Here is a 20,783-nt window from a genome sequence, read left to right on the forward strand (position 1 = left end):
TGAATACCTCCAGCTGCAGGCCACTAACCAGTTAAATTCAATTCACTGATGTTGCACTTGGAACTTGAGGCGGCCCAGATTTATTTTTCGCGATGTAACGGCAGCAAGCCAGAAAATACGCTTCGGTATCAACGATGCTGGACTTGTAACGCCCTTCCCATAATGTACCAGTGCGTCCTTCCAAGCGATTGCGGTAGCGGGTAGCTCTTGCGGCCAATGCTTTCATGAACTGGCCAAGGCCTGCTGCGCCCTCCGGGCTGACCAACAGGTGCACATGGTTGGTCATCAAGCACCAGGCATAGAGCTTGATACCATATTGCACTTTTAGCTCTCTGATGTCCGACAGGTAGCGCTGAAAATCATCGGCACACGCAAACACAACCTGACGATTATGGCCTCTCTGTACAATATGGTGCGGGTAGTTCGGCAGAACCATGCGACCCATCCTGGGCATCTACATCCTCCTTAAAATAAATCTGTCCCCTTTTCCTCACCCACTAGAAAGCTTCCACAGTATCGCGTAAGGCAGCTCATCATCAACAATATCATGCAAGCGAAAATAATAAACAGCCAATGAACTTTCTAAGCCCTTATGAACAAATGCACCATCAGACATAACACGATAAGACGCGTATTCCATAAACTTCTCAGAACCAAGAGAGCTAAGAGCTTTTTTAATCTGACTATAGGTCCCCCCCGCCCCAACCGGAAGCAACTCAGGCGGCGGCCGGCATACGGCCATGTCATCATTTTCAACATCCCTGTAGTAGGCTCTTCTAAATGCAGGCTCACTGCAAGCCCAGTAGAGGGATAGCAAACGAAGTTTTTCCTCTCCCTCATCAGAAAAAGCGTCAGCTAAAAAATACTGATCGTCTGAAACTTTGTATGCGCCGTCGTCCATAGCGATAACGCATTGCTCCCGTACATCAACGGCGTCCCCAACCTTTGACTTGCACAGCGATGACCATTCTTTCATCTTAAATACCTCAAGCCTATTGTGGCCATTTGAATATTCGGCCTTCGACCCTGCCAGCCTTAAGCGCACTCTCTGCGGCTGCTTTGGCCGATCCCTCCGGCATATTTTTAACAGAGTTTATGATCTCTGACTGCCAGGCCTGTAACTTTGAATCTGGCAAGGACGTCGGATAGCTTCCGCCAGGAGCACGATACTTGGCGTCCCAGACGATCACAGATCGCGATGATGGATCATACGTAATGTAATCCGCACCTGGGAGTGACGCTTTCCCAGGTCCGGAAATTGGTATTTGCCCCGATTCAATAGCCTGACTCCAGCCACGAGCCTCCCCAATTGCACCGTTTAACTCAGAATATGGGCTGCGTCCGTTATTAACCTTTGCAAGAACTTCTGGCTCGGCCTGATTTATTACTTTGGGGCTCGTCTCCAAAACATTCCTTTCAACCAGCGTGCCTGCCTCTGAGTCAGTCAGCGCACTAGTTGCATTGGGATTTTTAGAGACAGTAGCTTTTGCACCAATCCGCTCAAGAAGTAACTTCCTAACAGAGAAAGTTACGGGAGCAGAACCTAAGCCTAAACCCACTCCTAGCTCTGTCGCTGAAGCAGCATTCTGGCGCACAACTTCAACGCCCCCGCCCTGCATGATGTGCAGAGTATCCAGATAACCTTTATAGCTCAACTCCTCGGGTAGCTGCTGAACGGCCTCCCATGCAACCTGTATGTCCTCCATTGCACAGCTAGGACAAATGATAGCGCCAGCAGCCCATACCACCGCATCGACAGGTAGGGTGGCGACATTAGCGAACCCTTCTTGACTGCCTTCACCTTTAGCATTCATCACTTCGCTGAAATACTCGGGATGAGTTCGATAAGCCAGCGGGTCCACTAAAGCAATGTCTCTTAGTATCGCCTCTACGCCCTCAGGATTACTGAGCAACTCCTTGAGTCCTAGCCGTTCGTTGTAATACTCCTCTTGAGAGACCTGAAAGAGATGCGTGTTGGAGCTGGTCCGCTCAGCTTCCAAAAATTGGTATGCCTGCGAGCTAAGCGCGCCAGCCGCATCCAAAGCTTCCGTCCAGCCATAATCCACAATCGCGGCTGCAACCCTTAACAGTTCTTGACGCGCTTGCTCTTCGGATATGCCTGCCTGCTCTGCATAACGTTTTACACGGTCCTCTTCAGAGGCGAAGCGGATTTCGTCAATATGCAACTGCCGGTTATATGCGGTGGCGTTCTTCGCAAGCTCCGCAGCCTTGGCATAGTCCCCGCCGGTGGCTGTAGCTGAGGCGATACCGATCAACTGGGATACCGCAAGCTCCAGACTCTTATCTTCCTTGATTACGCCGGCCAACTGCTCGATCAAAGCCTCATTAGCTCCGGCGGCAAGCGCTCCTGTTTCAAAGTCACCACCGGTGGCTTCGTTGAGCATCCCGCCGACAATAGCGTGGAGCGCAATTTTTTCTGGGCTGCCGTCCACCCACCCGTTAGCAGAGGAGGCATTGCCGACCGCATTGAACCCAGTAGCCTGCAACAGGTGGTAGACCTGATTGGTGAGAGACAACTGCAGGTTTTCACCCAGACTTCCACCATTGACCGCAGTCTGTGCGACCGCTTGAACCGAACCTTGCGCTCCCAGGTAAGCCCCGAACTGAGCCAATTCAGTGGGGTTGCCAAGGTTAAAGCCTTTGGTGGTGTGGTAGATATTGTCGCTGGTGACACCAAAAGCCTGGTCCAGTACGCCAGATGTAACGCCTGCGGTAACGCCGGCTGTCACATATCCTTTCAGGGCATCACTTGAGGTAATCTCCCGAATCACCGCCCCCAGATCGCCTTTGTTGTTAATGGCGCTGATGGCTGCGCTGCTGGCCGCTGAGGTGATGGCTGCTGTGGCGGCGACGTTAGCCCAACCCGCGGCGGTAGAGGCGGTGGCTGCGGCCCAGGCGGTCCCTGCCGAGGCTGTAGCCCCTGCGCCGCCTGCAATGCCCGCGACCATGCCGCTAGCCAAACCCGCTGTAAAATAGGCCACAACAATGGCTATCACCATCGCCGCTGGCCCGCTAAGCCCGGAACCGCTATAGCTGAAGCTGTCGTGGACTTCTTTGACCAAACGCCAGTCTACGTCGCCGCGCTGCTCCATCTCCTTCATCCACAACAGATCAGGCTCAGCTGCAACCAGGGCGTCAATGGTCTCGTTGATGCTTTGTGGGTTGATCTCCTTGATATCTATTTGTAACCCATCGACTGCATTGATGACCAAATCGCCCTGAGCCTGAAGTTGACTGTGAATTAGGGTTTCATCCGTAAATCCCTTGCCCTTCGCTGACTGCCACGCCCAACTATTCTTACTCTTCTCGTGACTTTCCTGATGCAGGTCCATCACCCCTTCAAAGGTGATGGCGCCACCGCTGGTTAGGGCAAGATCTGCGCCACTGGTCAGCTCCGCTGCCTGGTAGGTTTGGTCACCGCCGCTGGTCAGCGCAAGATCGCCACCAGTGGTAATGGCAGTGCTTTGCTGGGTAACGCGGGTGACGGTGTCGCTGCGGGAAGATTTGCGCCCGAAGGAGCCTTCGGTTTTCTTCTCGTAGAAGCTGTGGTCGAGGTTTTCAGCTGCGATCAGTGCCAACTGATCTCCGGCGACCAAATAGGCTTTCTGGGTGGCCTCGATGCGGCTGGCCACAACGGCCAGATTCTCACCAGCGATCAGACTGATATCGCCACCGGCCACCAGCTCTGCGGCCTGTTGTTCTATGTTGCTGCGTTCACTGGTGATTTTTTTGTTGCTGCTGCGGTAGCGGTATTCGCTGTGTTCTTCGTTCGCGGCGGCGGCAACAACAAGGTCACCCTGCGCGTTCAGAGTTAAATCGTCACCGGTTTCAACGTTGCTGGCGATCACCATCAGATCGTTACCAGCGCTGGCTTGCAGGCTGCCACCGACCTCCACTTCGCTACCATGCTGGGTGACCTGGCTGTTTTCCCAGTGATGACGGCGGTCTTTGCGTAGCGATGCACTGCTCTCTTCTACAGCACCGATCACCACATCCTTACCCGCGCTGAGGCTGGCGTCTCCGCCGGCCTGTAGCGTAGAGCCCAGGTTGATCAGATCGCCGCCGGCCTGAATATTCAAGTCGTTGGCGGCCTCGATGCGGGCTGCGTTGTCGAGAATGGTTCCAGCCTCTCGGGCGCGACGGCTTTGGTTGTCGTAATAGGTAGCCGTTCTTTCGTTGAGAACATCATCGCCTGCGCTCAGGGCAACATCGTTACCGGCAATGATGCCGCCACGAGCATTAAGGATGCTGTTTTGGGCGATCAGTTGCACCCGCTCGTGCGCTTGCAGCAAGCCGCTGTTATCGATATTCGGAGCAACGATGCTGAGATTCTCGGTGGCGCGCAGGGTGCCCTGGTTGGCCAAATCACCGCCACTGATCAGGGTTACGTCCTGTCCCTGAATCAGGGCGCCATTGGCTGCCAGCCGACCTTCGGCTTGGGCCAGGTACAGCACCGGCACCAGCACTTTTTCGCCCATCACTTCATGCTCTTCGAGCCAGACGATGTCGTGCGTCAAGGCGGCGACCTGCTCAGCCGTTAGCGCCAGCCCGAGAGTCAGGTTCAGTGCCGTTTGGCTCGCCAGTGCGTTATCCATCAAATAGCGATACATCGCTTCGTCATTGGTCAAGCCAGCCAGAAAGCGGGCGCCGGTACGTGCGGTTATCGCGTCGCGCAGCATGCGTTGTTCATACAAGCCGTCACCAAGACGTTTGAGCGTTTGCTCTGGGTCCAGGCCCAGCTGGGTCAGCAAATAGTCTGAACCCAGAAACTGGCCGAGATTAGTTAACGCCGGATTGGTTTCGATCAGGTAGCGATGGTTACCTGCGCTGGGCACATTGACGCCAGATGGCACAACCGCATCGGGCGCTGAACCGGAGGGAGTTTGCACCAAGCGAAACAGCCCTTGCTGGCCATCGGGCAGGCGAAAGCCCGGCAGCGTTAGGGGGTTCACCTGCTGCTGTTGCAGGTCGGGGGGTAACTGGGCGTTGATCTGAACCTTGATGATGTCTTCAAGGGCGATGGCGATTTCATTGCGAGTGGGGTCGTCGTGCCACGCCGGCAGGTCATTGCCGACGGTGCGGCTGTTTTGCAGCTCTTGCGCCGCCTCAATAAGCAAGTTACCGCCGGCCTGAATGACTGCCGGCGCGTTGGCGTCCAGAGGAGTGACGACGGAGACGTCGCTTACCATGTTGAAACGGGCCAACGCTTCAAGAGGTAGTTCCTTCGGCAGTTCGGCTCTTGCGTAGGGATAAATGTAGCTATACCGAAAGCGTTCATCGGTACCATCGGTGATCCGCCCCGTATTCCAAGTGCGCGTGCGCTCGGTGCGGCCGCCAACCGCGCCCAGGTTGCTCAAGGTGCTAGCCTGGATGTGCAAATCGCCACTGGCTGAAAGCGTGCTGAATTGGTTTACGACGTCACCCGCCTCAATACTCAGCTTGCCGCCGCTGTGCAGCAGCGCCGCAGGCGAGTCTTCGACCACCCTGCTCTCGAACACTTCGCGGCCTATGTAATCGACATTGTGCTTGTCGCCGCTGCAGTCGTAGCAGCGAATGGTTATTTCGCCTTCAAGCTGCACCTGCTCTTCACGGAACACGTCTTTACGGTTGTTAAGCGTCTCCACGTTCAGCAGCATGTTACCTGCCGACTCGATAGTGCCAGACACGTTATCCAACCGCTGCGCACGCGCCGACGGATCGCGACCACTTAGACGCAAGCCGGCGAGGCTATAAATATCAGCGTCGTGATTGACCAGTTGATCGACCTGCAACAGCATGTTCTGCCCGCTGAACAACAAACCAAGGTTGTTGTAGAGTTGGTCGCTGGTTACCTGCAGCTGATCAGCCGCGCCCAGCACGCCAAGATTGTCGATAGCGGTAGCCTGTACTGCCAGGTCACCCATAGCCGTCAGCTGGCCGTTGTTGTTGAGTGCGCCGGCTACCTGCACAGCCACATTGCTACCACCGAGAATGCCGCCGATGTCCTGGTCGCCCAGCTCAAGATCAAGAGTCGCGGCGCTAAGGTTCAGCTGGTCCACGCTGGCTAAGGTGCCGTAGCTGTCGTAATGCCCAGTCAGGGTCAGATCAAGCGCGCCGTCACTGGCGATGAAGCCATGGTTGGTCCAATTTTGGCCGGTGCCTTGTAGCTGACCTTCCGCGAGCACCTGGCTGGTGACGGTTTGGCTCATCTGATTAACATTGAGCTCGATGCGCTCGGCGTGGATCAGACTGGCTTGCTCCCAGGCCTGAGGGTCTTGCTCGATGGCATCCAGAACTGCCAGCAGTTCCTGTTGACGGGTAACGCTGGTATCTCCGAGGAAGGGTTCCAGCCCTTGTGCGATAGAGGTAGAGACAAAGCCTTCCCAGTTGTGCTCAAGCATCTCGCGATAAAAAACAATCCAGTCTTGCAGCTGGTAATCGCTCTCGGTACCCATAAACAAGGCAAGCAGACTGTCGTTGTTATTGAGTTGGTCTGCATTGATGCTGAGCAGTTGCCGGGCAAACAAGGCTCCGTGCATGTTGCTGACGCGCTGCGCATCAAGCGTGAGGTCACCGCTGGTGGCGGCTATATGTCCGAGGTCGTTATTCAGGCTCTGGGTAACCTTTAAATCTACATCCTGCGCTTGAAGATTGCCGGAGCGGTTGTTGAAAGCACGACTGCTGCTGTGCAGCAGTCCTTTAAGGCTGGTTATTACACCGCTCTGGTTATCAATCTCATCGGCTTGGATATCAAGCGCGCCATCACCCGCCAGCAGCAAGCCGTTGGTATTATTGAGGTGCGCGGCCAATACCATTGACAAGAGCCCACCGGTGGCCTGAATAGTGCCATCACGGTTATCAAGGCTATTGGCATCCAGGTTCAGGCCCTGATCGGCCAAAAGCAGGCCGCCATGGCTGTTGTCCAACTGGCCATTCAATTGAAGGGTGGCTTTACCTTTGGCATAGAGAACGCCATCGGCATTGGTCAACTCGGTGGCGCGCAAGCTGATATCGCCCTGACTTACCAGCTGCCCCTGTTGGCGGTTGTCGAGCTGACCAGCCTGAACATCAAGCAGGTTACTACTGGCCAGCATGCCGGCACGATTATCCAGCTTGCCTGTGAGCTGGGCTTTCAGGGACTGGCCAGCACTGAGGTCGCCCTGCTGGTTGTCCAGCGCGTCAGCCCGCAGGTTCAGGTCGCCATTGGCGACCAGCGTGCCAGTACGGTTATCAATTGTCCCATCGACCTGCAGATCCAGGTCGCCACGGGCGACCACCGCGCCTTGCTGGCTGTTGTTCAAATCTCCCACGCTGACCAGCATATCTTCGTTGCTGATCACCGCACCTTGATCACTGTTGTTCAGCCCACCGCTAACCTGCAGTGCCAGGGTGCCTTGGCTGGATAGCGTGCCCAGATCACTGTTATCCAGCTGGCTGGCGGATATCTCCAGATGCTTAACTGCGCCAACCTGACCGCCGCGGTTATCCATCTGATCCGCTGCGATACTCATCCGAGTGTTGCCGAGAACTTCCCCACCACGATTATCAAAATTATTCGCGACGCCAATATTCATGGCTTGGCCTGCGCTTAGCAGGCCTTCGGTATTATTCAGCGAGACGGCATCCAGCTTCAGCTCGCCTTCGGCGATAATCTGGCCATCGTGATTGATCACCTGTTTGCTGCTGATCTGCACCGTCTCTTTGGCGGCTAGCGTGGCGCTGCTGTTGTCCAACGTCTTTGTTTTAACATCCAGCTCACCGGAGGCCACAACCAGCCCGGCGTTGCCCAGATGATCAACCATTATGGCGATATCTGCCTGCGGTGTGCGGCTACCGTCCAGACCAATACCCGCTTCTATAATGCCGTGGTTATACAGTTCTTTAGCCTGAATACTCTGGCTGCCGCCGCTAGCGAGGCTGCCGGTCACATCCAATACATTTGCGGCCTCTAACTGCACATCGCCATCGGCATAACCCTGGGCAAGGTTGATTTCCTGCGCGGCGAGATTCAGGTCGCCACTGCTGGCCACACCTGCAACGCTCAGCTGGCCGTTGACATCAATGATGATGTCACCCGCGCTGGCTGCCACGTCGCCTGCCAGTCGCACACCTACACCGTGCTCGGTGCCTACCAGGCGAATGGACCCGGCATACATGCCGCCAAGGGCCGAGCTATCCACCGCCAGCAAAGGCTGCTGGCTACCGTCGTCAGCCTTGGCGGTAGCGCTGAGCGTGGTGGCGTCTACCTCGTTGCGGCCGGTAATCACGTTCAATTGGTTGGCATGCAAGTCCGCGTTGATACGCACACTGCGGGTAATCAGGTCGAACTGATCAAGATTGCTGGCATTGAGACCCGCGCCTTCGATAGCGATCTCACCCTGCTCAACATCAAAGCGCTGCAGTTGGCCCTCTTCAATGATCGGCTGGCCGGTGCTCAGGCTCGCGCGCGGCGTATTGATAAAGCCGCACCCATCACAACTAATGCCATGCGGGTTGGCCACGATCACGCCGGCGGCTTGCCCAGCCACTTCGGTATAGCCGCGCAATTGGCTTGGGTTGGAGCCGGTAACTTCATTGAGAATCAGCCCGGCGGCGCGGTTATCCAGATTCGGGTTGCCATGCACCAGACCGCCCAACTGCGTAGCCTGAGTAGCACTGGTGGCATTGTTGAGGATCAGCCCCTGCTGGCCCACGTTGTATTCGCTGAAACGGTTGTGCGACAAACCCTTGCTGTTGGGCGTCGCGATGTTGATAACCGGTACGCCATTGCCGGCTTGGCCCAGGCTGGTATTACCGCCTGCTGCAGCATCCACAGCGAGGTCCGCCGCCAGACTTACTACCGGGTTAAGCAGCAGCACCCCGATCAACAGGTTGGCAATATTCTTGAACAGGGGGCTATGCACATCCATGGTCATCATTCCTTGATAAACAGATCAGAAAAACAGGTCGAAACGGAAGTAGACCGGGTGCTCGCCGCGGTCAATCACATCAGGGCGCGACAGCGACTGCGCCAGGGTAAGACTGGCGGCGATATGCGGCCCACGCGCAGACAGCTCAAGAGCGTTGCCAGCCAAGCGCCCATGCCGGTTGGCGTTGTAGCGCGTACCACTGATCACACCCAGGTCGTAGCCAAGGGCAACACCCACTTCATTCAGCCAGGGATTGATCTGGGGCTGAGTAATTGCTTGCTGCCAGCGGACATTGCTGCGCCAATACAGGCCGCTGTCGCCGCTGAGAGTCTGCTCCTTAAAACCGCGAATCGAGGCAAGACCGCCGAGGCTGATACGCTGAGGCGAGAACAGAACGTCTTCGCTGTACTGACCACTGACCAGACTGTCGAGACTGAAGCGGTGCCCCTTCAAAGTGATCGGCTGCAGATAGCTGGCAGTCAGGCTGTATTTGTCATAGCGGGCGACCGGTTGGCTGCCTTGCGGGTGGCCATTGCTCTGAGCATCGAATGCACCGGTGCCATGCTGCCAGCCAATGTCGACGTTGGCGAAAGCCGTGCCCAGCCGGCGGCCGTGGTTGCCGCCCAGCTGAAACTCGCTGATCCGATTGCTCGAATTGCTTAATAAAGTGTTTTGCAGATAGTTGCGTGTGCGCAAGTGCCCTACGCCGACGTTCAGTGCTGTCTTGCCGAGATTGTCCCGGTGCATCACACGTTCGGCAGTCAACTGGTGGCGCTTACTTTCTCCGTCGCTTTCGTACACCAGGCCAGCGGTAGAAGCGCGGGTGCGGTAATAGTTCTGGCTGTAGCTGTAGTCAAAACTCCACCAGCCAAAAGGCAGGCTGTAAAACAGGCTCTGGCTGGCCGAGTGACGCCAGTGGTCGCTGACTGCATCTTTGCTACCGCGTAGCCGCAGCTGATCGCCTAAACCCAACGGACTATCCCAATCCAGCCCGGCACCCCATTGCTGCTCGCCGGTGCTTTCCTGGCCATCATTATGTCGGCTGAGTGAGGCATGCCAGGGCTTGCTGCGCTCACCCTGTAAGCGCACCCGGCTACTGCCTGGCTGCTCGCCGGGCACCAACTCCAGCTGGGCGCGACGAGAAGGCAGCCTACCTAGTTGATCAACCAACTGCTCAAGTTCACGGAGATTGAGACGTTCCCCCTCCTCACCCGGAAACGTCATAGCCAGCTCTCTGTCACTGGCCAGCTCGGAACTGTCGAGCCCCTCCAGCCAGCCTTCAATGACCAGCACCTCAAGCTCACCATCACTCAGATCCTGCTGCGGCAAATAGGCCCGGGAGGTAACGTAGCCGCGATCAAGATAGAAACCGGTGATGACCTTGAGTACGTTATTCAACTCACCGCTGCCCAGGCAACGCCCTAGAAACGGCGTGAGCAGCTCGTCTTGCTGAGTCTGGGTGATCAGGTTAGCACCACTTAGCTTGATGCTCTGGATGTTGAAGCAGCGCCCTTCGGGCGTAACGACGGCAGGAGGTTGGACCTGAGGCTTACCGGGCAACTGTTGGAGCTCTTCGAGGCGGCGACGCTGCTCTTCCAGCACGCGCTCCTGGCGCTCGCGAATCAAATCCCGGTCGCCCGGCAAGGCTTGGGCATGCGCGAGAACACAATTGAACGAGAGTAAAAATACCACTAGCAGCGCTGGCCGAATCATTTCCCTTCCCTAGGTATATGGCAATCCAATATCAAGCGGCCGGCATTATTGGGGCACTGCTTGGATATACCAATAGGGAAAAGACAGAACTGCAAAGTGGCTCACACTATGAACACACCATATACTCCAGACTGCGGAAGCGGCCCTCGAGGTTTTGCAGGGAGTGTGACCATTCACAGCAGAGCGATGCTATATGGCACTCCATCAACCAGTGAAAAACGCTTCCAAAAGACGATGGAGTCAGACTCTCAATACGCATTTTTTAACCAGATATCCGGGCCACAGCAGTCATGGCCGACACCTTTAACAACGGTGACCTCAGCGTCCGAAATGGCTCGAGCGGGTGACACGAAATGACTGGGCGGGACCTGGTGGTCCGCCTCGCCAAAATAGAAACTGCGCTGCACGCCAGCCCGCCAGCCGGGATGGTTTACGGGGTTGAGCGACGTAAACAGCGGTGTATAGGCATGCAAGCTAGTCCAGGCATCAACATCCACTGGCGTTGATAGCGCAATTACCTCTTTGGTGTGCGGAACTCGCTCTGCCAATAGCAGCGCCAGTACCCCGCCGCCTGAATGCCCTACCAAGGTAAGGGAGCTAATGTGCGGGCGCTTCTGCAACCAACCTCCAAGCGCCTTGACCATGCTTTGCACTACCTGTTCCGAGTAACGTCCGTAACTCCATAACATGGCATCGCAGGGCTGATCAGCTTTGGATTGGAAGTAGCAGGGGCGGCCCAGATAAAGCGTAGGGCCTGGCGTTTTTTCCATCCAACTCAAGGCGAGTAGCCGCAACGGAGTTGGATCTTCGGCAATAACGCGCCCACCCGCTCGCCACGGCCGCCCGTCTCCCTCAATGAAGACGGTTGCATGGCGACCTGAAGTCTGCCGCTCAAAACCTTTCAGGCTAAAACCACCGCCAGCCAATGCAACAGTGCTCAGTCCAGCGCGCTCGGCAACCACATCGGCGCGCTCCGCTGGGGATGCGCAGCCAGCCAGCAGCGTAGATACCAAAGCAAAACAGGCCGACCGCATTACTGCGGTCAGCCCATAGATCCACTGATCAAAAGGGTGCGCAGAACGCACCCCTTGGTGACAGAGATCAGAAGCTTTGACGGAAGCGTGCCTCGATCGAGTATTCATCATAGTTGTCGTGACCAACCAGGGTTTCTGCTCGCAGCGAAAGGCTTCGGTTATAGGCCATCGCCTTGGTGAACCCCAGACCGATCCGGCCATAGTCGGTGCTCTGTGACTCTCCCTGGCTAACAAATACATTGCCCGGCGCACTCACGAAAGAAACCGGTACTTTCGTTTCGGTATTCTTGAACTCATGCTCCCAAGCAAGACGCAGGTCACCCGTCAGGGTCTCTGTTAGCTGATATGCAGAGGTGAAGCCGAGCTCGGAAATCAGCGAATCAAAGCTGCTGTGTCTGACGCTCAATGCAGCAGCGCCGCCCTTCTCGGTAAAGCCATCTACCGATACGTCGGTGTAATGGAGGTACGCGAAAGGCTCAAGCGTTACTGAGTTCATTGGATAGGCTTTGGTCACACCGGCCGAAATGTTCCATATATCGCCTTTGGTTTTGCCTTCAACTATGCCGAAGCCCGTATCACGATTGGTATCAAAATGAGCTCGACTGAAGCCCACATTGCCTTCCAGATAGAACCCCTGACCCAGCTCATGTGAGCCATAGGCAGCGATGCCGTAGGTATCGGTTTCGCTGTCGCCACCCACGTCAGAGTAATCGGAATCGGAGGTTGAGTACGACAGCGCGGCGCCCACTTGGGTCGCATCGTTCAAATACCGGTCTACGCCGGCGACAAAAGTATAGGTCTTGCTGTCAAAACCGGGAGCTGCAGCAGAGCTGTCGTATTCACCCTTGGTGTAAATCCCCCGGATAAAGTACCCGACCTCGCCCTGCTCAGCCGACGCCGCACCACCGCGGGCATATTGCAGGCGTTCGGTTACATCTGAGGACAGGGCAACATTGCCGTGGTTGTAGTCCATTACATTGATGTCATTGCTGGCAAACCCGTTACGACGTAGATCCGCCAGACGATCAAGCACTACACGGCGAACATTGCGGGTATTTGAGACCGCTGTATTCAGCATCTGGTTAACCTGATACTGCGTCAACTGGCTGTACTGCTGCGGGCTATTGAGCTGTTGGCCTAACGCTTGCAGCTGACTGTTGTCAGACGCGGAAATAGCCGAGCAAATCTGCGCAGCAACGCCACTCGCTGCCCCGCAATCGATGCCGACAACCGGCACCTGACCCACTGCAATATCTGCAACCAGCTTGGCTAGCTCACCACTGAGGGCAGACAGTGCGGCGGCATCGGTGTAAACACTGCGCAATCCGTCGATATCCATCGCTGTCCCGCCACTGCGCAGCGCCAGCTCGGTGTAGTCGGACTCCGTGGTGCCTTCGGAAGAGGTCAGAATATAACCTTGTACCTTGGTAATGACGCCTGAGCTGTCTTTTACATAGGCGTAGCCTGTATCCGGATCGCTACCCACCACAGCAATCGCTGTATTGCCGTTCTTGTCGGTCAGGCGCTGACTGACAACCGCATGCACTACAGTTTTGTACTGGGCGAGCTGATCCTGAATATAGCTTTTATCAATTTCGCTCATGCCGGTTGGCAGGTTGCTCGGATCAAGATTATAGAAGTCGTTATCTCGATCTTCATCGGTAATCAGCATGATGGAAGAGCCAGCGGTAGGCCGGAACTGGAAGTGCCGATACAGGTAGTCAATCGCGCGGTAGCCGTCTTCCGTACTACCACTGGTTTCCAGCTGAGGAGTAACTGCATCAAAGGCTGCAGCGTTGCCCCACAACGGGCTGGAATCGCTATCAAGAGACAAGTGGCGGTAAAGCGCCGAGCCATTTTCACGGCCAGCTTCGTTGGCGGATACACTCTGCCCAGTACTACCACCAAAGCCCAAAAGACCAAACTGGTTCAAGGTCACATTCTGGTCATTGAGGAGGCTATCGAGGTTCTTGACGTAGGTGCCGATGAAGGCGTTGTGCTCACCAGACATAGATCCGGACTCATCAATAGCCACCACCATATCGAGTGAGGTCGCTGCGTGTATCGCGGTACTGGTGATGGCCGCACTGATGAAGGTGGCCAGCAGGGTAGGCTTGGAAAGATTCAAGGTGCGTTGCTCCGTCTCTTCTAGATCCGAAGCGCAACTCAACGAGGCTTCGGTTCAATTCCTTTTCCGAAGGACCTCAACAAAACTGACTGATATGCCAGTGACTTCATGTCTGCGGTGCTTCCTTAGCGCGTGCAGTCTACTCACTATGCAGCCCAGGTACTCATGGTCCGCTAGCCTACTAAATAGTGGGGAGAACAAAACGCGGGCGAATTCTGAGCTGGCATTGCGCCACTTACAAGGCAAGCAGTGTCACATTGGCGAACTGGATCACAAACCGCGGAAATATTATTGAACTTTGCCGCCAGGCCTCGCGCGAAATAGCAGTCAGCGCTATCCAAATCCTAATGATTGCCCGGCAATCTAATCGCACACCTTAACCTACCCCTGCTGACTCTGCGGCGTGACCCGCAGCACTTCTTCGATAGTCGTCAGGCCGGAACCCACTTTCTGCGCACCCGACAAACGCAGGCTGTGCATGCCTTCCTTGTAGGCCTGACGACGCAGCGCACCCAAATCGGTGTCGGCGTGAATCAGCGATTTGATCCCCTCGCTCAATGGCATCAGCTCATACACGCCGGCGCGGCCGCGGTAACCGGTCTCGCGGCACTCGATGCAGCCCACCGGCTGCATCGCATTGCTCGGCAGCGGCGCATTCCAAGGCTTGGTCAAATCGCTCCAGCCGTCTTCATCGATCTCTACCGGCGCCTTGCAGTGCGGACACAGAGTGCGCACCAAGCGCTGGGCCATGACGCCCAGCACCGTGGCCTTGATCAGATAAGCTGGCACGCCCAACTCGATCAGGCGGCTGACAGCACTGGGCGCGTCATTGGTGTGCAGGGTGGAAAGCACCAAGTGGCCGGTGAGCGCCGCCTGGATCGCCATCTCGGCGGTCTCTAGGTCACGAATCTCGCCAATCATGATGATATCGGGATCTTGCCGCATCAAGGCCCGCACGGCACTGGCGAAGTTCAGGTCGATATTGTGCTGTACCTGCATCTGGTTGAAGCTGTCTTCGACCATCTCGATCGGGTCTTCGACGGTGCAGACGTTCACCTCGGGCGTGGCAAGTTGCTTGAGCGTGGTGTACAGCGTGGTGGTCTTGCCGGAACCGGTTGGCCCGGTTACCAGCACGATGCCGTTGGGTTGCGCGACCATGCTCTGCCAGCGGCGCTGATCCTCATTGGAGAAGCCCAGTTGGTCGAAGCTGCGCAGCAGCACGTCCGGATCAAAAATCCGCATGACCATTTTCTCGCCAAAGGCGGTGGGCAGGGTCGAGAGACGCAGCTCCACCTCGTTGCCCTTGGGCGACTTGGTCTTCACGCGACCGTCCTGCGGCTTGCGCTTTTCTGCCACGTTCATGCGGCCGAGGGTTTTCAGGCGACTGACCACGGCCACCGTCACTTGCAACGGAAACTGATAGACCGTGTGCAACACGCCGTCGATACGCAGGCGTACGCTGCCGGTTTCGCGACGCGGCTCCACATGAATATCGCTGGCCCGCTGCTCGAAGGCGTATTGGAACAGCCAATCGACGATGTTCACCACGTGGGCATCGTTGGCATCCGGCTCCTGGCTCATGCTGCCCAGATTCAGCAGTTGTTCAAAGTTGCCGATGCCGCTTTGTTTCTGATCTGTCGCGTTGGCGCCGGTGACCGAGCGGGCCAGGCGATAGAACTCTACTGTGTAGCGCTGCAGATCGGCGGGATTGGTCACCACACGCTTGATATCGCGGCGCAGCACGTGGCGCAGGTTATCTTCCCAACTACTGACAAGGGGCTGAGCGCTGGCGATGATGGCTTCCCGTTCATTGACATCAACAGCCAGAATCTTGTGCCGCTGGGCAAAGGCGAAGGACATCAGCGGCGTCACCGCCGACACGTTGATCTTTAGCGGATCGACCCGGAAATAGGGCTGACCTGTTTCTGCCGCCAGCCAGCGGCTGAGCGTATCCAGATCCAGTTTCTTGCCAGGGCGGCCCAGATCGGCCACATCCTGCGCGGCGATGAACTCCAGCGGGTGCAACTTGGCGGTGTCACCACCCCCTGAGCGGCGCAGCGTGACCAGATGATCAAGCGTTTCGTGGCCAATACGGCCTTGGGCCACCAGCACACTGAGAAAGTCGCCCAGATCCAATGGCCGGTCACTACCCGGAATCGCCAGATCCGCCAGACTCTTCATACCGCCTCTCTCCTTTTTTATTCAGCTATCCTTGCTCAGTCTGGCAGCCACGCAGCCGCCAGGCCAGCCCACTACTGGTTGAGTTCACGCCAGGCGTTGAGCTTGCGTACCCGCTGACCCTGCTTGCGCAGCGCCGCCAACAGCAGCTCGCGCTGTTCTTCGGCCACCTGGGGGTATTGTTCCAGCAGCGCGTGCAGCTTGTTCAACTCGCCGAACAAACGGTCCGGCTCGGGCACTTCCAGAAACGAGCGGAAGTTGCCGAGCAGCAGTTGCAAACGGCCAAGGCGCGGCAACTGATCCATCCATTCGCTAACGTGATGATCAGGGTCGTTGTTGTGCGGCACCCGCAACTCCTGAACTTCCTTGGCAACCGCCGCCAGCAACCAGCGCTGCAGGGTCAATGCCGCCACGCGGTCACCGCGTGGCGGACGGTTGGCTTGCCAGCGTTTGTCCAGCAACCAGAGCCCAAGCTCGACAAAGAGCGCGCCCCACTCCGGGTCGGCCACTTGCTGATCGAACACCTCGCTAGCCTGCTGGCGCGCCGCCTCGCCTTCGCTATCATCCGCCCAGCCAGCCAGCACCAGCGGCTGAAATACCGCCAGCAACTGGTCAAATGGCACGATGAACGGCTGCGCGGCAGAGCGCGGCAACGCCAGATCGAACACGCCAAAGCAGGCGCGCAGCGCGGCCAGATTGCCGGTCAGTTCGCGAAACAGCTTCCACTGCCTGGCAAAGCGATACTGCTCGGCCAACCGCTGTACCCGTCCCAGCAGCTGCGTGATCAGCCCCTCAATCACCAGATCGACGCTGGTGTCAGCCTGCCAGCTTGGATTATCCAGCCGCAGCGCGTAACTACTGGCGTCAAACAGCCGATAACCCCGCTCGGCCTTGCTGATATCACAGGGCATCAATACGTGATCGCGGCACAGCTCCAGCGCCAGCTCCAGCAAAGCCACGGCAGGCCCCTTGCGCACCTCCAGCTCCAGCTCGCTGATCGCCTCACGCGCATCGCCAGTGGACACCTCGCCAAGATCCAGAGCAGCTTCGATTTCCACCTCTTCGCCTTCACGCTCCCAGCGCAGCAGCGCGCGGGTGCGCTGGAAGTCGGTGGTAAACACCGGTTGCAGCGTGCCCTTGTCCAGCTCAGCCAAGGCCGCCGGCCAGCAGCTGTCATCCAACAGACTGAAGTCCAGCGCCTGTTCGTTCAGGTACCAGTCCCATTCGTTGCGCTCGGACAGCCCAGCAACACTCTGACCACGGCTCTTCAGCGTCTGGATGATGGCATCACCATCACGGCGCAGACGCAGCGCCACCTTGGCGTTGGCCAGATCGCGGTCGGCGGTGTCGTAATACTGGTTATAGAGGGTGCCGGTGTGCCAGTCATCGACCAAGCGCGCCGTCAGCAGCGGATGAGTACGCAGCGCCTCAAGAACCTCGGCACTGGCGCGCAATTTGATTTCGGTTTCTTTGCCCATTGGATTTCTCTGCCATACCGCCAGCACAGGAGCAAGCGGTAAAAATATGTTCTTTTGATGTCAGGCGGATGACGATCAGGCATGCAACACCTATACTTTGCGGCCTCAACTCCCGCTGGAGGCGCTATGCCTAACAATCCTTTTCTCAGCCTGTTCGGCCGCTCTCCCATAGGCCCGATGCAGCAACACATCGCCAAGGCACATGAATGCGCCGCGCAGTTGATGCCGTTCATCGAAGCCGTGATCGCCAACGACTGGACCGAGGCGGAGCGTATGCAAAAGCAGATCGCTCAGCTCGAACGCGACGCCGACAAGTTGAAGAAAGACGTCCGCGTACACCTGCCCAAGAGCCTGTTCCTGCCGGTACCGCGCTCGGACCTGCTTGAGCTGCTCAGTGTACAGGACAAAGTCGCCAACCGCGCCAAGGATATCGCCGGCCTGATGCTGGGCCGTCAGATGATGATTCCGGCGCCGCTGAGCGACGCCTTCAGAGCATTCGTACAACGCTCAATCGACGCTGCAGCACAGGCGTTGAAGGCCATGAACGAGCTCGACGAGCTGCTGGAAACCGGCTTCTCCGGCCGAGAAGTCACCCTGGTCGAGCGCATGATCGAAGAACTCGACGCCATCGAACACGACACCGACAACATGCAGATCAAGTTGCGCTCCGATCTGTACAAGCTGGAGAAGGAACTACCGCCGGTAGACGTGATGTTTCTGTATCAGATCATCGAATGGATTGGTGATGTCGCAGACCGCGCTCAGCGCGTCGGCAACCGCCTGGAATTGCTGATGGCCCGCTAAGGGCCGGCTTAACCACGCACCCAATAGAGTACTGAATATGACGCTGATTGCAGAGTACGGCACCGTCCTGCTCATTCTGGCCTGCCTCTTTGGCTTTTTCATGGCTTGGGGGGTAGGCGCCAACGATGTTGCCAACGCCATGGGCACCTCGGTCGGCTCCCGCGCGCTGACCATCAAGCAGGCGATCCTGATCGCCATGGTTTTCGAGTTCCTCGGTGCTTACCTGGCCGGCGGCTCGGTAACCCAGACTATCCGCAGCGGCATCATTGATGCCGACATGATCCCACCCGACAAAATGGTCTTCGGCATGCTGGCCGCACTGCTGGCCGCCGGTACCTGGCTGCTGATTGCTTCGATCAAGGGCTGGCCAGTCTCCACTACGCACTCGATCATCGGTGCCGTCATCGGCTTCGGCGCCGTGGGCGTGTCGTTCGACGCCGTGCACTGGAGCGGCGTGGTGCCCATCGTGTCCAGCTGGGTGATCTCTCCGGTCCTGTCAGGCCTCGTCGCCTTCATGATTTTCATGAGTGTGCACAAGCTGATCCTGAACACCGAAGACCCGTTTGCCAACGCCAAGCGCTACGTGCCCTACTACATGTTTGCGGTCGGCTTCATCGTTACCATCGTCACGCTGACCAAGGGGCTCAAGCACGTTGGCCTGCACTTGAGTGGCTGGCAAAGCCTGGGGCTGGCTGCGTTGTTTGGTGCGGTGGTCTGCGCGGTGGGCGTACTGCTGCTCAGCCGCATCAAGGCAGACCCGGTGGCGGACAAGAGCTTTCACTTCGCCAGCGTGGAAAAGGTCTTCGCCGTACTGATGATCTTCACCGCCTGCGCCATGGCCTTTGCTCACGGCTCGAATGATGTTGCCAATGCGGTTGGCCCGCTAGCCGCCATCGTTGGCGTACTCAACTCCGGCGGCGAAATTGCAGACAAGTCTGTAGTACCTGGCTGGGTTCTGCTGCTGGGCGGGGTCGGCATCGTTGTGGGGCTGGCTACCTACGGTTATCGCGTGATCGCCACCATCGGCCAGCACATTACCGAGCTGACGCCCAGCCGCGGCTTTGCAGCAGAACTGGCCACCGCGACTACCGTCGTAGGCGCGTCTGCCATCGGCCTGCCGATTTCTACCACGCACACGCTGGTTGGCGCCGTCCTTGGCGTCGGCATGGCGCGCGGTATTGGCGCGCTCAACCTGCGCGTGATCGGTACCATCTTCAGTTCCTGGGTAGTCACCCTGCCTGCCGGTGCCATTCTGGCGATCGTCTACTTCTTCATCCTTTCCGGGATTTTCGGCTGACGAACGGCACCTGGCGGCGTAAGCTGAACTTTCTGTTCGCTTAAGTCGCCAGGAGTTTTCATGGCTTTGCCCTCGCTTAAAGCGCAATTCGATGCGCTGCTCAAACTACCCTCCATCAGTTGCACCCAGGATGACATGGACCAGTCCAACCTGCCGGTCGTGCATCTGCTGGCCAGTTGGCTTGGCGACCTGGGCTTTGCCTGCGAGATCCAACCGATTCCCGGCGAGGCCGGCAAGGCCAATCTGATTGCTACGCTGGGCAGCGGCCCCGGCGGCTTGGTCATGGCCGGGCATACCGATACCGTGCCCTGCAACCCCGAGCGCTGGCAGCACGATCCTTTCAAGCTGACCGAGGCCGATGGCCGTTGGTACGGTTTGGGCAGCTGCGACATGAAAGGTTTTTTCCCGCTGATCATCGAAGCGGTGCGCGATTATGTCGCCCAGCCCTTCAAGCATCCCTTGATAGTGCTGGCTACCGCCGATGAAGAAAGCTCCATGAGTGGCGCAAGGGCGCTGGTCGCCAGCGGCCTACCCAAGGCGCGGCATGCGGTAATCGGTGAGCCAACCGGGCTCAAACCGATCCGGGTGCACAAGGGCATCATGATGGAGCGCATCGACATCACCGGGCAGGCAGGCCACTCTTCCGACCCGGCGCTGGGCAACAACGCCATGGAGGCTATGCACAGTGTCATCAGCGAGCTTATGGCGCTGCGTTCCGGGTGGCAGAAGCGCTGGAACAACCCGCTGTTTGGCGTTCCTACCCCAACGCTCAATCTGGGCTGCATTCATGGGGGCGACAATCCCAACCGTATCTGCGCCAAATGCGCGCTGGAGTTCGATATTCGCCCCCTGCCGGGCATGGACCCGGATGCCCTGCGCGCCGACATCCAGACGCGCCTTGACCTGATCGCCGCCGAACGTCAGGTAGAGATTGTCTACGCGCCACTGTTCCCCGGTGTGCCGCCGCTGGATACCGGCGCCGATGCACCCCTGGTCAAAGCCTGTGAAGCCTTGACGGGCCACAGCGCGGGCAGCGTCGCCTTTGCCACTGAAGGCCCGTACCTCAACCAGATCGGTATGCAGACGTTGATTCTGGGCCCCGGCGATATTGACCAGGCGCATCAGCCCGATGAGTTTCTGGCGATGGACAGGCTCAACCCGACCGTGGATATTTTGCGTCAGTTGATCAAGCAATTCTGCCTGCAGTAGACAATTCCGCGCTGGCCGCTTGATGCCGGCCGC

Annotated in this window: 10 protein-coding genes and 1 pseudogene; 3 read left to right on the forward strand and 8 right to left on the reverse strand. The window is 57.5% G+C overall.

The features are described 5' to 3' along the window. Positions 1-82: 82 nt before the first annotated feature. From V7747_RS04650 to V7747_RS04685, 8 genes and pseudogenes are all read right to left on the reverse strand, one after another. Positions 83-454, reverse strand: a pseudogene (locus tag V7747_RS04650) (transposase); the annotation flags it as partial. 36 nt (positions 455-490) lie between these two features. Continuing rightward, entirely contained in the window at positions 491-976 is a 486-nt protein-coding gene (locus V7747_RS04655) for a hypothetical protein (protein WP_335614896.1), read from the reverse strand. Between the two features lie 16 nt (positions 977-992). Then, a complete protein-coding gene (locus tag V7747_RS04660) occupies positions 993-8,909 on the reverse strand; it encodes a two-partner secretion domain-containing protein (RefSeq protein ID WP_335614897.1) in 7,917 nt (2,638 codons plus the stop codon). Between the two features lie 24 nt (positions 8,910-8,933). Continuing rightward, entirely contained in the window at positions 8,934-10,622 is a 1,689-nt protein-coding gene (locus tag V7747_RS04665; protein WP_335614898.1) for a ShlB/FhaC/HecB family hemolysin secretion/activation protein, read from the reverse strand. A gap of 248 nt (positions 10,623-10,870) precedes the next feature. Beyond that, positions 10,871-11,656 (reverse strand): alpha/beta fold hydrolase, encoded by a 786-nt coding sequence (locus tag V7747_RS04670; RefSeq protein ID WP_335614899.1) that lies wholly within the window; start codon positions 11,654-11,656, stop codon positions 10,871-10,873. A gap of 67 nt (positions 11,657-11,723) precedes the next feature. Next, positions 11,724-13,784 carry an autotransporter family protein gene (locus V7747_RS04675; protein ID WP_335614900.1) on the reverse strand — a complete coding sequence of 687 codons (2,061 nt, stop codon included), beginning with the start codon at positions 13,782-13,784 and terminating at the stop codon, positions 11,724-11,726. Between the two features lie 381 nt (positions 13,785-14,165). Then, positions 14,166-15,965: a GspE/PulE family protein gene (locus V7747_RS04680; RefSeq protein ID WP_335614901.1), complete on the reverse strand. Its 1,800-nt coding sequence runs from the start codon at positions 15,963-15,965 to the stop codon at positions 14,166-14,168. A gap of 71 nt (positions 15,966-16,036) precedes the next feature. Beyond that, on the reverse strand, positions 16,037-17,440 hold the full coding sequence (locus V7747_RS04685) for a CYTH domain-containing protein (protein WP_335614902.1): 1,404 nt from the start codon (positions 17,438-17,440) through the stop codon (positions 16,037-16,039). A 126-nt stretch (positions 17,441-17,566) separates the two neighbouring features. Here V7747_RS04685 and V7747_RS04690 point away from each other — a divergent pair, with 126 nt between their 5' ends. From V7747_RS04690 to argE, 3 genes are read left to right on the forward strand one after another with little or no spacing between them, the layout of a single operon-like run. Then, on the forward strand, positions 17,567-18,244 hold the full coding sequence (locus V7747_RS04690) for a TIGR00153 family protein (protein WP_335614903.1): 678 nt from the start codon (positions 17,567-17,569) through the stop codon (positions 18,242-18,244). A 37-nt stretch (positions 18,245-18,281) separates the two neighbouring features. Further along, on the forward strand, positions 18,282-19,541 hold the full coding sequence (locus V7747_RS04695; RefSeq protein WP_335614904.1) for an inorganic phosphate transporter: 1,260 nt from the start codon (positions 18,282-18,284) through the stop codon (positions 19,539-19,541). 60 nt (positions 19,542-19,601) lie between these two features. Beyond that, positions 19,602-20,750 carry an acetylornithine deacetylase gene (argE, locus tag V7747_RS04700; RefSeq protein ID WP_335614905.1) on the forward strand — a complete coding sequence of 383 codons (1,149 nt, stop codon included), beginning with the start codon at positions 19,602-19,604 and terminating at the stop codon, positions 20,748-20,750. The last annotated feature ends 33 nt before the right edge of the window (positions 20,751-20,783 follow it).

The organism is Halopseudomonas sp. (genome assembly GCF_036960865.1).
Classification (GTDB): domain Bacteria; phylum Pseudomonadota; class Gammaproteobacteria; order Pseudomonadales; family Pseudomonadaceae; genus Halopseudomonas.